The sequence below is a fragment of the Martinezella sp. CNPSo 3890 genome (assembly GCF_057784455.1).
Window position 1 is genome coordinate 78,288 of record NZ_JBXSOR010000014.1, and the last position, 15,978, is coordinate 94,265.

Consider the following 15,978-nt stretch of genomic DNA (forward strand, 5'->3'; position numbering starts at 1 on the left):
GCCAGCATTGGAAGATTTCGTCTATACAGGAAATCCCGGTCGCGTTGTCTTTGGCAGCGGCACGATTGCCCGCCTCCCTGAGGAGGCAGACCGGCTGAAGGCAAAGCGAATTCTTGTGCTCTCGACGCCTGAGCAGGCTGGACAAGCGGCTAGCATCGCCAAACATCTGGGATCGCGCGTCGTCGGAACCTATTCGAAAGCGCAGATGCACACTCCCGTGGAGGTGACTGCGGATGCCATGCAGTCCCTCAAGGAGTGCTCGGCCGATGCCGTGCTTTCGGTCGGAGGCGGGTCGACTACCGGACTTGGAAAAGCAATCGCATTTCGTACCGATCTGCCTCAGATCGTCGTGCCGACGACTTATGCGGGTTCGGAAGCAACGCCGATCCTGGGCGAAACTGAAGGTGGTCGCAAGGTCACCAAGTCCGATCCGCGCATTCTTCCCGAAGTCGTCATATATGACGTGGATCTGACCCTGACCCTGCCGGTCGCGCTGTCGGTGACCAGCGGCATCAACGCTGTCGCGCACGCCGTGGAAGCGCTTTATGCCAGGGAAGCGAACCCGATCATCTCGTTGATGGCCGAACAGGGAATATCGGCGGTCACTCGTTCGCTGCCGCTTATTCACGCCGATCCTGGTAACCGCAACGCGCGCTCCGATGCGCTCTACGGGGCATGGCTCTGCGGCGTCTGCCTTGGCGCGGTCGGCATGGCGCTACATCACAAGCTTTGTCATACGCTGGGCGGAATGTTCAATCTGCCCCATGCCCCGTTGCACACCGCAGTTCTTCCGCATGCTGTCGCCTACAACGCGTCGGCTGCGCCAGCGGCCATGAAACGTTTGTCGCGGGCCATGGCCGTTGATGATCCGGCTACAGGTCTTTTTGATCTTGCGAAGCGACTTGGTGCGACGATGTCGCTGAAGGACCTCGGAATGCCCGATGGCAGTGTCGAGAGCGCTGTCGAACAAGCAATGGCCAATGCTTACTGGAATCCACGCCAGCTTGAGGAGCCCGCTTTGAGCGCATTGCTTGATCGTGCATTCCAAGGGAAGCCGCCCCTGGGGCGTGATCTGAGCTAGCTTGGCGCTGCCTGGCAGAAACGTGGAAGGGTGGAATAGCAGAGGTCCAAAATGGATAAATCCTCTGTTTCCTTTGTTCTCGGTCCGCGTACGATCATAGCCGCGACATTTACAAGTCGCCGGTCGCTCGGGAGGAGCGAATAGAGAGTTTGGTGAGGAGCCTGAGACAATGCTGGCAGTTCGTGTTGCAATATCCAACCCAGGCAAGGCGGAAGCGCGCGAACTTCATCTCGAAGATCACAAACGTCATCTTCGCTCAGGAGGCATCCGCGTGGTTCAATCAGGACCGATTCTGGACGGCGCTGGTAAGGGAAGCGGCGGTGTCGTTATTGCCGAGGTAGCCTCGCTGGACGATATGCGCCGGTTCAGTTCTGAAGATCCGTTCGTGCGCCATGGTGTCTATTCGACCGTCAGTATTTACGAGTGGCGCCCGACGATAGGCGGCAACGCCTGACGCGGCGGCGAGTGAATTTCGATGCCCGGTCAGTTTTCGAAGGAGGAGAGAAAATGAGAGCGGTACGATTTATCAATTGGGACAAGGTCCGAGACTGGCTCGCGCAGGCTGGATGCGCCTGCAGCGGTTATTATGCCGAGTATGAGGCTTTGCGTCCGAGACCACATCCGCACTCCCTCGCCGACAAAAATTTGAGCCACTCCTCGCTACGGGTCGTCCGGACGATCAAGGGGCGCGAGCTCTAGCGCTACGCCGAAATTCATCTTTGTTGACTTTCTACCCGCGGCGCCGGCCGTCGCGGAACGGGGAGTTCTGACGTGAACAATGCGGAAAGAAGCTTCGATGACGAACATCACCTCCATCGCTTCTAACCAGCGGATCAAGGAGCCTTTCATGGCGATACCGCTGGCGCGAAGCTTCCTGACAGTCATGCTCTCGACTTTGCTTCTTCTTGTGCTTTGCGGTGTTTTCGCGCCGTCCAGTCTGTCATCCGGCGCCCTCTCTGGGAGCCTACCTTTCGCCGCGATTATCGCGATCGTCGGTCTTGGGCAGTTGCTTGTGGTGCAGCAGGGTGGCTTCGATCTTTCCCTCCCAGGGGCCGTGTCTCTTGCTGTGGTTATGGCCACGCACTACCCGCAGCAAGACGACGCGTTGCTTTATCAGGCCGTGCTGATCTCGTTGGGCATTGCGCTCGTTGCCGGCCTGCTGAACGGCATTCTTGTCAGCCTTTTCCGGCTAAATGCGATCATCGCTACGATCGGAACCAACGCGCTGCTTTACGGCGCCGTATTTGCCGTATCCGGTGGCGTTCCGTCCATCACGACGAACCTGCTGGCCACGATCGCCGGAGGCCAGATGTTCGGGCTCTCCAACTCCGTCGGCTTCGCGGTTGTCGCCATGGTAGTCGTCTCCTTCACGCTCAAGAAGACGGTCGCAGGCCGCAGGTTCGAAGCGATCGGCGCCAATCCGCTGGCATGCCAGGCGGCCGGCCTGCGGGTGCGCGCTCACCAGATGATGGCCTATGTGTGGGCGCAAGTACTCTACTGTCTGGCCGGCACGCTGATCGCCGGCATTACGCGAGAGCCGACAGCCTTCCAGGGCGACAGCCTACTGCTGCCGTCCGTAGCCGTCGTTGTCCTTGGCGGCACATCGTTGCTCGGCGGCAGAGGCTTCCCGATTTCGACCGTCATAGCGGCCTTTTTCCTGAATCAACTGAGCCAATTCGCACTGACAGTCGGTGTGCCGTTTTCCGCTCAGACCATCATCCAGGCTCTCGCCCTGGGTTTTGGCATCGGTGTTTACTCGTTCCGATGGACGGTAAATTTAAGATCGACGACCGGGGTAAAAAAAGTGGAGGAGAAACAATGAGATATCATCCAATGGCGAAGCAATTGGCGCTTGGCGCCGTTTTCGGGGTGGCGGTTTTCGCCAGCGCCGATATTGCCAGGGCGGAAACCCCATCTTGGTGCGGGCCCAAGAAGGCGACGCTGGCGCTGCTCGACGGCTACGGTGGCAACAGCTGGCGTCAAGTGACGACCGCTTCCGGTAAGCAGACCGTCGAGCTGTGTCCAAGCATAACCAAGTACGAATATGCGGACGGTCAGGGCGATACCCAGAAGTCGATCTCCGATATCAAGAGCATGGCCGCGAAGGGCATCGACGCGTTGGTCGTCTTCGGCGATGCAGGACCGGCGGTCCTGCCGGCGCTGACCAGTGTTTACAAGTCCGGCAAGGTTGTGGTTCCCTATCGTGTGGCCGTTGGCGGCAAGGATGGGCAAAACTATTCCAAGTTCGTTGGAGCGTCGTTCGAGAACGATGGCGAGACCTGGGGCAAATGGATCAAGTCGATCCTGCCCAAGGGTGGAAATCTGCTATTCCTCAGCGGGCCTGCAGGTAACAGTCAAGGTCTTGACGAGCTCAAGGGCCTCAAGAAGGTGTTGGGCGCCGAGTACGTCTTCGTCAATCAGGCACCCTTCGCCGTCACCAACTGGGATCCTGCCCTGACGCAAAAGGTGTTGACCGCGGAAATTGCCAAGAACCCGAAGATCGACGTGATCATCTCCGACTTCGGTCCGTCGATGGTCGGCGCGCTGCCGCTCTTCGGCAAGCAGGGCAAATCGATCCCGGCGCTTGCGACCTCCGACGGCAATTCACTCGGCTGCTTCTACGAAGAGAACAAGGCCAGCAACCCTGATTTCAAGCTCTTCACCGTGGCGACCGGCAATGACAACGTTCGTCTTGCCGTTCAGTGGGCCGTTGCATTGGCAACCGACGGCAAGCCGCCGGCCGATACAACATTCAAGGCGCCAGCATTCGAAGATTCTGTCGCCGGCGGCGCCAATGCTGTGAAGTGCCGCAAGGATCTGCCTGGCGCGATTTATCTTTCGTCCGAGCTGCCGCCCGAGGATCAGGCCAAGGCCGTTACGAAGTAATCGCAGTGTCTCGTCGATCTGCCCGGGACTCTGTACCTGGGCAGATGCAACCTCAGTCGGATATCAGGTCATGGCCGCAGCAGACATCCATTCCCATACGCCCTTTCTGGAGACCGAAGACGACGTCACCATCCGGCTCGATGGTATCTCGAAATATTTCGCCGGTATTCCAGCGCTTCGCGATGTCAGTGTCAAATTCCGACCTGGGGAAGTGCATGCCATCCTGGGCGAAAACGGCGCCGGCAAATCAACCCTAATGAACATCATCTCGGGCACGCTGCAGCCGAGCGAGGGTGAAATCACTTTCGACGGTGTTCCCGTCAAGCAGATGACCCCGGAGGTCGCTGCCTCGCTCGGGATCGGCATCTGTTTCCAACATCCGGCCATTCTCGACGATCTTTCGATCGAGGAAAATCTGCTCGTGGCGCTCACCGCCTCTGGCGCGTCAGGGCGGCGATCGTCCGATGCCCTGCAGCAGATGCTTCAAACGGTCAGCCTCGATCTTCCGCTGCATATGCGAGCCGGGGAAATGACGGTTGCGGAGAAACACCTGCTGGAGATCGGCAAGGCATTTGCCGTCAAGCCGCGGTTGTTGATCCTGGACGAGCCCACCGCCTCACTCGACCAGGAGGCCAGCGAACTGCTGTTCGGTCTTGTGCGGCAGGCAGCAGCAGAGGGAACGGCCGTCGTCTACATCACCCACCGCCTTGCCGAACTCAGGCAGATCGCACAGCGAGTGACCGTGCTGCGCGACGGAAAAATTCGCGGCAGTGCGCTGGTCGGGGAGATCAGCGACGCCGAGCTTGTCGGTATGATCGTAGGGCGTACGCTTGCGGCGGCTTTCCCGCCGAAAGCGCCGGGCAAAAGCGGGGAAATTGGGCTTTCGGTCACCGGTCTCAGCTGTGAAGGCGTCGACGATGTCACATTCCAGGTGCCGCGGGGGCAGATCATTGGCGTGGCGGGCGTTGCCGGCAACGGCCAAGCCGCGCTGATGCGAGCCCTGGCGGGATTGAATATCTCACGCGGATCGATCAACCTGCGCGGACGCAACCTCGGCCATACGGAGCTTCTCGAAGAGGCTGCCTTCATGCCATCGGACCGGCTTCGGGAAGGCGTGGCGAAAGGCCTCACCGTTCGGGAGAACGCCACCTTCTCGACGCTTGAGAAATTTGCAACCGCCGGGATCATGAGCCGGAAACGCGAATTCGATAAAGTCAGTGCGATCTTCTCCGAACTCGCGGTCAAGGCACCCAGCATGGAAGCACCGATCTTGTCGCTTTCGGGTGGCAACCAACAGAAGATCGTGATGTCGCGGGCGATGCTTTCGGATCCGGGCTTGGTTGTCGCTGACGAGCCGACACAAGGGGTCGATGTTGGCGCCCGCTTCGAGATCTACCGTATCCTGCGGGATCTATGTGAGGCGGGCACACCCGTCGTCATCAATTCCTCCGATGCTGTTGAGCTCGAAGGGCTCTGCGACAAGGTCATCGTCATGTCACGTGGGCACGTGGTCGCAACGCTCGCAGGAGAGGATGTCACCGAGGAGAAGATCGTCGCCGCGGCCATCAATGCTGAAACGCATGATGTTCAGCCTGGCGCAGCCAAGGCTTCCGACCCTGCCAAAGGTTTTAAGCATTTGCTGCAATCGGACAACGCACCGGTCATTCCGCTGGCGCTCGTTGCGATCGTCCTCGGGCTTTATGTCAACGGGCAGAACGAAAACTTCCTGTCGGTCTACAACATCTACAACATATTTCTGCTGGCAACGGCGCTCGGATTCATTGCACTTGGGCAAACCATCGCCCTGCTGATGGGCGGTATCGATCTGTCGGTTGGGCCGCTGGCCGGTTTTCTGGTGGTCGTCGCATCATTCTTTCTGACCGACGACATGTCGGCTTACATGATGGCACTTGGGTTCTTCCTAATGCTGGCCGGCGCGGTCGCGGTGGGGACTGTCAACGGGCTGCTAATACGGTATGCGAATTTCACGCCGATCGCGGCGACACTGGCCATGTATATCGCCATACAAGGTTTCAGTTTCCTTTTGCGTGAAAATCCGGACGGGTACATCAGCTATGGGATTACAGACTGGATCAACTGGCAATGCGGTCCGTTCCCGGTTGTATTCCTTGTGCTTTTGCTGGTGACGCTTGCGGGCGAGTATGTTCTCCGCAGATCAAGATCGGGGTGGCGCCTGCGGGCCGTCGGATCGAACGAGGATTCGGCCCGCCGTATGGGCATTCGCGTCGATCTTACATTCATTTCCGGATACGTGGCATGCTCGGTATTGACCTCCCTCGGCGCGGTCATGCTGATGGCGCAGATCGGCGTGGGCGATCCCCGCCAGGGCATCAATTACACGCTTTCCAGCATCACTGCGGTGGTCCTCGGCGGAACCAGTCTGGCAGGCGGGCGCGGGACGCTCATCGGAACCGTTCTCGGCGCCATCCTGCTGACCGAAGTGCTAAGCGCCGTCACCTTTCTGAGCCTGTCGCAGACCTACCAGTATTTCTTTCAGGGCATCCTGATCGTCATTGCAGCACTCATTTACGCGGCAGTTCGAGGCCGCCGCGCTACCGGCCATTGAAAAATTCAACGCCTATCCCGGCTCCCGCTCCCATACGCTCGGGCGATCTGCTGATCGTGGGAACGGCGTAGGCCCGAATTTCTAAGGAGGAAGAAAGAACATGACGAACAGGGTTCATGGCATGCATCATATCGGTCTGACGGTGCCTGATATCGAAGAGGGCGTTGCCTTCTTCAAGGCCGTTTTCGGTGCGGTCGAGGTGTTCCGGACGGGGCCTTTCGATGTCGACCAGGATTTCATGACGAAGAAGATCGGCGCTGCTCCGCAATCGACGATACGCGACCTCGTGTTTCTTCGCTGCGGCCAGGGGACGAGCATCGAACTGTTCGAATATAGCGGCGAGGAAATGTCTCCGCCGAAGCGTCCGTCGGAAGTCGGGGGCGCGCATATCTGCTTCGAAGTCGAGGATGTGCATGCATCGGCCGACCGGCTGCTAGCCCAGGGCGTCGACCTTCTCGACGGTCCGAACCTGATCACCGAGGGGCCGCTGGCCGGTTTCGACTGGATTTACCTGCGTGCCCCATGGGGACTTCTGCTCGAGGTCGCGAGCTTCGATAAGCTAGGTTACGAGGACAGTTCGCAGACGAAACTCTGGCGAGCCAAGACTGCTTGAGCGCGAGGCGCCGGAGCAGCACGTTACCACGTGAACCGGAAGACAATTTGGGCCCGTCTTCCATCTTATCGGATAGTCATCCCGCGACTGATCTGACCGGTCGATGAGGCATGAAACGGTGCGGCTGCGATAGCCTGACTGTGGCGGATAAACGGCGTGGTCAACGCCGTTCGTCTGTAGGATTCCTGCCGGCAGGAATTGCATATTATCCAGTATATCCAGTGACTTACATTTATCCAATGTGGATAAATCTCTTGTTCTTGTGTAGCTGACATTCATTACACTGATCGTCGTCAACAGCCCTGGAGGGGGCTACCGAGGAGGATCTGAATTTGCGTAACATCGGAAATCTCGAAATCAACCGCCGCAAGCTGCTGCAGGTGGCGGGTGCCGCCGCTGCCGTTTCTCTTGCCAGCCCGCTGGTGCTTCGCAAGACCGCTCGCGCATCCGATCAGCAGATCACGGTTCTCAACACCTTCCCGACGCTGGCCAACGAATATTGGCAGGGATGGGACGCCGGGGCCAAGCGCGCGGCCGAACAGCTCGGCATCAAATACATGTCGCAGACGTTCGACGACTCCGTCGACAAGCAGATTGCCCAGATCGAGCAGGCGCCGTCTCTCGGTGTGAATGCCGTCGTCACATTCGCTCAGAATGCAGAGGTCATAAAGGCGCTTTGTGCCACGGCATCCCAGGTCGGCGTGAAAATCGCAAATGCGCATTCCACCGCAGCATGGCTTGCGCCCACCGATCCGACGTTCAAAGACGCCTATATGCTCTACAGCCAGCCGGACAATATCCGTGGCATCGCGGCGATGGCGCAGGCGTTGTTCGACAAGATCGGCAACAAGGGCAAGGTGCTCTATGCTGCCGGCATGCCCGGCAACTTTTCGGCCGATACCCGCGCGGCGGGCGTCAAGCTCGCCCTGAAAAACAACCCTAATATCGATCTCGTTGCCGAACAGCCTGCCGGCGAAAATCGCGTGGCCGCACGCCCGGTGGTTGAAAATCTTCTCACGGCGCATCCGGATGTGGCGGCGATCATTTCCTACAATGACGATACGGCGATCGCGGTCCTGGATGTTCTGCGAGAGCGCGGATTGAGCGGTCAGATCCTGACCGCAGGCAACGATGCTACCCGGGAGATGCTGACGCGGATGAAAGACGATCCGAGCGCGCTCGGCACGGTCTCGATCAACGCGCCATTCATGACGGGATATTCTGTTGTCACCCTGTTCGATGCGCTCAATGGCGTCACATACGATCCGCTGGAACGTATGCGCTACTTCGATTCCCTCTTCCTCGATTCCCCGGATGCTGCCGCGAAGTATCTTTCACTGATGGACAGCAGTGGCGGTTTTGCGTTCGATTTCAAATCGATGTCGCGCCATCTGAACGGCGACAACTGGAAGATCCAGTGGGGCATGGAAGTGATCGATCCGTCTCAGTTCTGGAGCGGCATCGATTCGATGCAATCCTTGAAGCCAGCGAACTGGGCGCTACCGGAAGACGTCGCCACCTCGCTGAAGGCGGGCAATGTCGAGAAGCTGAACAAGATGTTCAAGGACCACGCTGCAGCCGGACCGCTCTCGGAAGTCGCGCAGAACACAAAAGCCGGCAAGACGGTTCTCGGCTTCTAACGGCCACCCACAAGACGATAGCGCATTCCGGCTGACAGGGCCGGAATGCGGATACGTATCATCGCTGCATGCGGACGGCAAAGAGGCCATGACTGTACATCTCGAACTTCGGTCGATCACCAAGCGCTATCCCGGGGTCAATGCCCTGCAGGGTGTCAGCTTCATGGTCGAGCACGGCCGCACCCTCGGTCTCGTCGGCGAGAACGGTGCCGGCAAGAGTACACTGCTCGATATCATCAGCGGCGTTCAAAGCCCTGATGACGGTGATCTGCTGCTGCATGATACGCTACGGACATTCCATGGCCCGGCGGCCGCTACGAAAGCCGGTATATTCCGTGTGCACCAGGAGCAGGCGCTGATCCTCGTCTATACGATCTATCAGAACCTTTTTCTGGGGCTAGAGAAACATTTCACCCGTAATGGCGTCATCCGCTTTTGCCGGATGAGGGACCACGCGGCCCGGATTCTTGATCAACTGGGTATTTCAATCGATCCGCGGCTCATCACCGGCACGCTGAATTTCGGTACTCGGCAGTTGGTGGAAATCGCCCGCGTTGTCGCGCAGTCCGAGATTCTCAAGATCGAGCGCCCGCTCATCCTTCTCGACGAACCGACCGCCTCGTTATCAGGCCCGGAGCTGCAGCTTTTCTACCGTATCGTTTCGCTTCTCAAGACACGGTTCAACGCCTCGATCATCTTCATCTCTCATAGGCTCGACGAGGTGCTGCACCTCTGCGATCAGATCCTTGTGCTCAAGGATGGCCAGGTCATCGATGCCGACGTCAGGCAGCCGACCGAGAAGCGGCTGCACAGCCTGATGGTCGGCCGCGAACGGCTCACCGATTTCTATGCTACCGATAGGCAACGGACGGCCTTCGGACCGCCGGTGCTTGAAGTCAAAGGTCTAAACTCGGTGGCATTTTCCGATGTCACGCTTTCTGTACGAGAAGGGGAGATAGTCGGTCTCGGCGGCCTTGTGCAGTCGGGCAAGACAGAGCTGGGCAGAACGATCCTGGGGGTCGAGGCCGGGCGAGGGGATATTCGGATTCTGGGCAGGGATGTCTCGGCACTTCCAGCGTCGGCACGGATTGAGATGGGCATCGGCTACGTCCCGCTGCATAGGCATCGTGACGGCGTGATGCTTGGCCGTTCGATCCGCGACAATATCGTTTTGCCGTCGCTGCGGCGATTTACCAAGTTCGGCTTCCTTTCCGTCTCTCAAGCCAGCGTTTTCGCGGCGGAGCGCATGACTGAACTCAAGGTCAAGGCCCCTGACAGCGATGCTCTTGTCGGCTCGCTCAGCGGCGGAAACCAGCAGAAAGTGGTGCTTGCAAAGTGGCTTGCGCGGAGACCCGCGCTGATGGTCATCGACAATCCCACCCGCGGCGTAGATGCCGGTGCGAAGGAAGAGATCTACCGTCTTCTCCGAGACATCACTCATACCGGATGCGCGGTGCTTCTGATCTCGGATGATCTTGTCGAACTGATCGAGCTCTCAAACACGATCTACTTCATGGCAAACGGCAAGCTATCGGAAGCGGTCGTTGCCGATCCTCACAGCAAGCCAAAAGAACAAGACGTCATTTCGATGATGTTCTGACGCGGATGCAACTAAGGAAATACGATGTCTAAATTCGGTGCCGTCGGCAAATTGACGCCATTCCTGGCGGCATTTGCGCTCATTATCTTCTTTTCGTTCATGCACGACGCGTTTCTGACATGGCCAAATATCTGGAACATTGTCCGACAGTCATCGGTCCTTCTGGTTGCCGCCATGGGCATTACATTCGTTATCCTGATCGGTTCGATCGACCTCTCGGTAGGATCGATCATGACGTTGTCGGCCATATGTGCGGTCACACTGGTCCCGACGATGGGAGAGGCAGGCATTGTTGTCGGGCTTCTCGTTGGTGCGCTTTGCGGCGCAATCAACGGTGCTCTGAATGCCGTCCTCAAACTTCCGAGCTTTCTCGTCACCCTCGGAACCCTGTTCATATTCCAAAGCCTCGGGCTTATCATATCAGGTGGCCGCCCGTTGCCCTGGAATACCCCTCTATCCAGCATGCTGGCCGGCGGCGTGGCTTTCGGCTCGTTTCCAAAGATCGGGCTTTGGGCAGTGGGTGTACTGGTGATCTGTACGCTCGTCGCCCGGTTTACCCGTTTTGGTCAATACATGTATGCCATCGGCGACAACGAGCGCACGACCAGGATGTCCGGGATCAATACGACCAAGATGAAGATCCTTGTCTTCGTCGCGGCAGGGCTTATCTCAGGGCTGGCCGGCATCCTTCTTGGTATCCGGACCTTCTCGGCGTCACCAGGCATGGGCGATCCGTTTCTCCTCGATACGATCGCGGCTGTCGTCCTCGGCGGAACGCTTTTGACAGGCGGCGTCGGCGGCCCGTTGCGCACTGTTCTGGGTGTCCTGACGATCGTGATTCTTGCGAACGGAATGACCCTTCTGCAGGTCGATCCCTTCTATCAGGTCGGTATCCGGGGCGCTGTCGTCATCCTCGCGGTGCTTGTCACGACAAGACGCCGGCGGCTTGACGAGGTTGTTAAATAACTGATGCTTTCGCTTCGAAAGTCAGCCAATTGCCAGATCGCGTCGCAGGACTGGCTGCTCTCGGCCGAAAGGTGGACGAAGATTTCTCAGTTCTCACATATAGCGGCAGCCAACTGTATGATTTCTATAATCCGCCTCTGAGCACCTATTATTTTCCCAATTTTGTTATCGGGCAATGGTTGGGCGCCTGTTTTATAGATCGATGCAGGGCGAACAAGCCGCTGATTTGAGGGAGGTGGTCCGTGCATCTTTCATAGAGCATGGTAGCGAATTTCGCCTCACCTGAGAGATCCTCGCCAAGCAAATATTCGCAACGCTACGACTTGGCGCGCTGGTACCGTTTCCGGTGTTTCAGGCATGTCGGTCATTCCACCAATTCTCTCGATGGGTGCAATGCTCGTGAGGGGGCTCTTTGAATGGAGTGGAGGACAAGCCAAGCCCGTCCAACTTCCTGTTTGATCCTGTACAGAAACCGCGCCGCGAGACGAAGCGGGCTGTCCTGACCAAAGCATCAACACGCTTCGAACTGCCAAAGAGCCATTTCGGGCGGCAACAGCGAGCCGCTGTTATAGGCGGAGGCTTTCGCATGCAGTATAGCTGGGGAATGACGCGACAATCCTTTTCGCTTGGACAGCTGAAACATAGCGAGCGGCCGGTGCGTATCGGCTTCTTCCTGGCGCCCGATTATCCGCTGATGACCTTTTCGGCGGCACTGGATTCATTGCGCCAGGGAAACCGCCTGCTCAAGCGCAAGGCCTTCGAATGGGTTCTAATCTCGGCCGAGGGCAAGGAGGCGAGGTCGAGCAGCGGGCTGGCCTTCCCAGTGGACTATGCTATGGCAAAGGCTCCGAAATGCGATATTCTCTTCGTGTGTGCCGGCGTCAATTACACTGAGAGCTACGATCCGTCGCTGTTTTCCTGGTTACGCCGCGTCTATTCAGAGGGCTGCGTTCTCGGCGGCGTGAGCACCGCCGTGTTCTATCTGGCGAGGGCTGGGCTTCTTGAGGGGCGCCGCTGCGCCATACATTGGGAATCACTGCCGTCGTTTCGAAGCGAGTTTCCCAATTGCCTGGCGACAGACGATATCTTCGCCGTCGACGGCCGCTTGATTACGTCCTCCGGTGGCACCGTCACCCTGGACATGATGCTTTACCTGATCGCCGCGATCGAGGGTCGTGACCTTGCAGAGCAGATTTCCGATCAGTTCAATCATCCCCGCATGCGTCGCCAAGACGACGTTCAGCGCATGGTGCCGGAGGACCGTTTTGGTATCAGGAACGCCAAGCTCGGTTTCGTCATCCGTCGGATGGAAAGCAGCTTGTCGGAACCTATCGAAATCGCGGAGCTTGCCGCGAGCGTCAAGGTCTCGCCGCGCCAGCTAGAGCGATTGTTTCGCACACATCTCGGCAAAAGCCCGTCGCAATTCTACATTGATCTGCGCATGGCGCGGGCTAAGGAACTGTTGATCCATACTGATCTCAGCGTCTCCGATATCGCCGGCGTCTGCGGTTACGAATCCCCGTCTCATTTCAGCCGCTTCTATCGCCAGCACTTCAAGGAAAGCCCTGCTGCCACCCGCCGCGCGTGATCGGCACGCCTGCAATTTCTGCCTGTCTTTTGGCTAAGAACAACGTTACTGGTGCAATGCAGCAATATGTCGCCTGGCGCATATTTCATGTCGGATGAATGCATTCTGTCGCATTCATATTGCCTCTAGATTTGGTCTCGACGGCGAAAACGGACACAAGATCCGCGCAGGCCGAAGCGGCGGGAAAGCCCGCTCCGCTTCGCATTCAGACAATAATGGGAACAGTTTGCACGAACTAGGAGACCATCCTCGTGGATAAGAATCAGCATTCGTATATTCCGACACTTATTAAGGACCTTTCGGACGGCAGCATCAACCGCCGGGACTTCCTGCGCAAGTCGACCCTTCTTGGCCTCTCAGCTGCCACCGCTTATTCTCTCGCTGGCGTTACCCAGCCTTTCGGCGAAGCCAAGGCCGACGACATGCCGAAGGGCGGCAACCTGCGCATTGGTATGCGCTGCATGGAAATCAAGGATCCACATCTTGCCGACTTCGCCGAAAAGTCGAATGTCATCCGGCAGGTCTGCGAATACCTTACCTTCACCGACCGCAACAACATCACCCATCCCTATCTTCTCGAAAAATGGGATGTCAGCGAAGATCTGAAGACCTGGACGCTGCATGTCCGCAAGGGCGTCAAATGGCGCAAGGGCGGCCGCGATCTCAATGCCGATGACGTCGTCTGGAACCTCAAGCGGGTCAGTGACCCTAAGGTCGGCTCGTCGGTTCTAGGCCTGTTCACTGGCTATCTCGTGCAGGAGTATGACGGCGGCGAGAAGGACGATAAGGGCAATCCGAAGAAGTCCAGCAAGCTTTGGTCTGATAACGCGATCGAGAAGGTAGACGACTACACGGTTCGCTTGAACTGCTTCGCGCCGCAGATTGCCGTTCCAGAGCATCTCTATCACTATCCAATGTTCATCCTCGACCCGGCCGACAATGGTTCCTTCGGCCCCGATGCAAATGGCACCGGCCCGTTCGAGATGATGCAGTACACAGTCGGCAAGGGCGCAAAATATAAAGCTCGCACTGACTACTGGGGCACCGGCCCTTATCTTTCGACCTTCGAATTCGTCGACCTCGGCGACAATCCAGGTGCCGGCATCGCGGCCATGGCATCCAAGCAGGTTGACGGCCTGTCGGAAGCTGACGCCGTGCAGATCAGCTCCATGAAGAACTTCCCGCATGTGGCGGTATACAAGGTAGAGACGACGCAGACCGTCGTTGCTCGCATGCATCCTGACGTGGAGCAGTTCAAGGATAAGCGCGTACGTCAGGCCATGCGTTTTGCGATCGATCGCGACAAGGTTATCCAGACCTCCCTGCTGGGCGCCGGCACGCCGGCAGAAGACCACCACGTCGCCCCGTCGCATCCGGAATATGCGGCGTTGCCGAAATATCCGCGCGATATCGCCAAGGCCAAGAAGCTGTTGGCCGACGCCGGCTATCCCAACGGCTTCGAATTCGACATGGTCACGCGTCCGGATCCTATCTGGGAGCTCAACACGGCACAGGTGCTCGCCCAGCAGTTCGCCGACATCGGCGTCAAAATCAACATAAAGTCGCTGCCGAGCGCCCAATATTGGGAAGTCTGGACCTCCGCCCCTTTCAGCTTGACGGCTTGGGGCCATCGCCCGCTCGCCATCATGACGCTGTCGCTCGCTTATCGGTCGAACGCCGCCTGGAACGAATCCCACTATGCCAATCCGGAATTCGACCAACTGCTGACCCAGGCTGAGGGCATTCTTGATCCGAAGGAGCGCAGCAAGGTGATCGAGAAGATCGAGCTGATCATGCAGGATGATGGGCCGATCGTTCAACCTTTCTGGCGCGTCTTCTCGACTGTGATGGACAAGAAGGTGAAGGGCTTTGAGCTCCATCCTTCGCAGTACATCTTCGCGCACCAATACGCGATCTCCGCCTGATCAAGCGGCGCAATGATCGCCTGGTTTCGTCCGGGCGATCCCTTGAAGCCCGCGAGAAAACCAGACTGAGAGTGCAATGTCGAAATTCCTACTCAAACGGCTGATCATGATGCTCCTCACCATGTTGTGCGCATCCTTCCTGGTCTTTGCCGTCTGCGAATTTACGCCCGGCAGCGTGGCGCGAAAATCGCTCGGCCCCTTTGCCACACAACAACAGGTCGATATCCTGACCGAAAAGCTGAAGGCGAATGATCCGCTGCTTGTGCGCTATGGTCGCTGGCTCGGCGTGCTTCTCGGCGCCATTCCGGATCCGCTGCAGGATCCGGGCACGGGCCTCAATTTCACGGATCCACGCGGAGCGCAATATTTCGGCAATTTCGGCTACTCCACGCTGAACAAGCTGCCGGTCAACGACGTGATCTGGAACAGGCTCGGCAATACCGCGATCCTGGCCGGCCTCGCCTTTATGCTCATCGTGCCACTATCGATCATCTTCGGCATCCTGTCGGGACTGAAAGAGGGCGGAGTGCTCGATCGAACGCTCTCGATCATCTGCATCACCTTCACCTCCATCCCCGAGTTCGCATCGGGCGTCTTCCTGGTAACGCTCTTCGTCATTCTCTGGCCAATTCTTCCGGGGACGAGTCCGCTCAGCAGCGATGGCGGATGGCCGGTGCCTTATCAGTTCGTCTTGCCGGTTGCCGTGCTCGTCATCTACGATTTTGGCTATGTCGCCCGCATGATCCGCGTCTCGATGATCGGCGTCATGGAGCGGCCCTATATCCGCACCGCCGTGCTGAAGGGCATGAGCACCCGCCGTATGGTGCTCGGCCATGCGCTGCGCAACGCCATGATCGCGCCTTTCACCGTACTTCTTCTGCAGATCAACTTCCTCATCAGCGGCGTTGTCGTCACCGAGCTCGTCTTCGCCTATCCAGGCTTCGGCCGGCTGATCCTCGATGCCAGCCTTTTCGGCGATATCGCGACGCTAGAAGCCGCAACGCTGATCACCGTCGCCGTCGCCGTCATGACGCAGTTGCTCGGCGATCTCGGCTACATGCTGCTCGATCCACGCATCCGGGTGAGGTAAGC

At 58.2% G+C, this 15,978-nt stretch carries 12 protein-coding genes; all 12 read left to right on the top strand.

The window, feature by feature from the left end; genetic code table 11:
* Positions 1-7 precede the first annotated feature (7 nt).
* The 12 genes from AC13RC_RS26025 (at position 8) to AC13RC_RS26080 (ending at position 15,976) form a co-directional block, all read left to right on the top strand.
* On the top strand, positions 8-1,081 hold the full coding sequence (locus AC13RC_RS26025) for a maleylacetate reductase (RefSeq protein ID WP_488558956.1): 1,074 nt from the start codon (positions 8-10) through the stop codon (positions 1,079-1,081).
* Between the two features lie 169 nt (positions 1,082-1,250).
* A complete protein-coding gene (locus AC13RC_RS26030; RefSeq protein ID WP_488558957.1) occupies positions 1,251-1,535 on the top strand; it encodes a YciI family protein in 285 nt (94 codons plus the stop codon).
* Positions 1,536-1,877: 342 nt separating this feature from the next.
* Positions 1,878-2,903 carry an ABC transporter permease gene (locus AC13RC_RS26035; RefSeq protein ID WP_488558958.1) on the top strand — a complete coding sequence of 342 codons (1,026 nt, stop codon included), beginning with the start codon at positions 1,878-1,880 and terminating at the stop codon, positions 2,901-2,903.
* Positions 2,900-3,967 (top strand): substrate-binding domain-containing protein, encoded by a 1,068-nt coding sequence (locus AC13RC_RS26040; RefSeq protein ID WP_488487304.1) that lies wholly within the window; start codon positions 2,900-2,902, stop codon positions 3,965-3,967. The genes AC13RC_RS26035 and AC13RC_RS26040 overlap by 4 nt, the downstream gene beginning before the upstream one ends.
* A gap of 70 nt (positions 3,968-4,037) precedes the next feature.
* A complete protein-coding gene (locus AC13RC_RS26045) occupies positions 4,038-6,554 on the top strand; it encodes an ATP-binding cassette domain-containing protein (RefSeq protein WP_488558959.1) in 2,517 nt (838 codons plus the stop codon).
* 100 nt (positions 6,555-6,654) lie between these two features.
* Positions 6,655-7,167: a VOC family protein gene (locus AC13RC_RS26050; protein WP_488558960.1), complete on the top strand. Its 513-nt coding sequence runs from the start codon at positions 6,655-6,657 to the stop codon at positions 7,165-7,167.
* Positions 7,168-7,499: 332 nt separating this feature from the next.
* Complete coding sequence (locus AC13RC_RS26055) at positions 7,500-8,807, top strand: sugar ABC transporter substrate-binding protein (RefSeq protein WP_173004636.1); 1,308 nt, start codon at positions 7,500-7,502, stop codon at positions 8,805-8,807.
* Between the two features lie 88 nt (positions 8,808-8,895).
* A complete protein-coding gene (locus AC13RC_RS26060; RefSeq protein WP_488558961.1) occupies positions 8,896-10,407 on the top strand; it encodes a sugar ABC transporter ATP-binding protein in 1,512 nt (503 codons plus the stop codon).
* A 24-nt stretch (positions 10,408-10,431) separates the two neighbouring features.
* Positions 10,432-11,373 (top strand): ABC transporter permease, encoded by a 942-nt coding sequence (locus AC13RC_RS26065; protein WP_488558962.1) that lies wholly within the window; start codon positions 10,432-10,434, stop codon positions 11,371-11,373.
* A gap of 586 nt (positions 11,374-11,959) precedes the next feature.
* Complete coding sequence (locus tag AC13RC_RS26070) at positions 11,960-12,961, top strand: GlxA family transcriptional regulator (protein WP_488558963.1); 1,002 nt, start codon at positions 11,960-11,962, stop codon at positions 12,959-12,961.
* 251 nt (positions 12,962-13,212) lie between these two features.
* Positions 13,213-14,886, top strand: coding sequence for an ABC transporter substrate-binding protein (locus AC13RC_RS26075; protein WP_488558964.1), 1,674 nt, complete (start codon positions 13,213-13,215; stop codon positions 14,884-14,886).
* Between the two features lie 76 nt (positions 14,887-14,962).
* Entirely contained in the window at positions 14,963-15,976 is a 1,014-nt protein-coding gene (locus AC13RC_RS26080) for an ABC transporter permease (RefSeq protein WP_488558965.1), read from the top strand.
* The last annotated feature ends 2 nt before the right edge of the window (positions 15,977-15,978 follow it).

Coding starts and splice junctions, on each gene's coding strand:
- AC13RC_RS26030 (WP_488558957.1), top strand. CDS start 1,251: ATGCTGGCAGTTCGTGTTGCAATATCCAACCCAGGCAAGGCGGAAGCG.
- AC13RC_RS26035 (WP_488558958.1), top strand. CDS start 1,878: ATGACGAACATCACCTCCATCGCTTCTAACCAGCGGATCAAGGAGCCT.
- AC13RC_RS26040 (WP_488487304.1), top strand. CDS start 2,900: ATGAGATATCATCCAATGGCGAAGCAATTGGCGCTTGGCGCCGTTTTC.
- AC13RC_RS26045 (WP_488558959.1), top strand. CDS start 4,038: ATGGCCGCAGCAGACATCCATTCCCATACGCCCTTTCTGGAGACCGAA.
- AC13RC_RS26050 (WP_488558960.1), top strand. CDS start 6,655: ATGACGAACAGGGTTCATGGCATGCATCATATCGGTCTGACGGTGCCT.
- AC13RC_RS26060 (WP_488558961.1), top strand. CDS start 8,896: ATGACTGTACATCTCGAACTTCGGTCGATCACCAAGCGCTATCCCGGG.
- AC13RC_RS26065 (WP_488558962.1), top strand. CDS start 10,432: ATGTCTAAATTCGGTGCCGTCGGCAAATTGACGCCATTCCTGGCGGCA.
- AC13RC_RS26070 (WP_488558963.1), top strand. CDS start 11,960: ATGCAGTATAGCTGGGGAATGACGCGACAATCCTTTTCGCTTGGACAG.
- AC13RC_RS26080 (WP_488558965.1), top strand. CDS start 14,963: ATGTCGAAATTCCTACTCAAACGGCTGATCATGATGCTCCTCACCATG.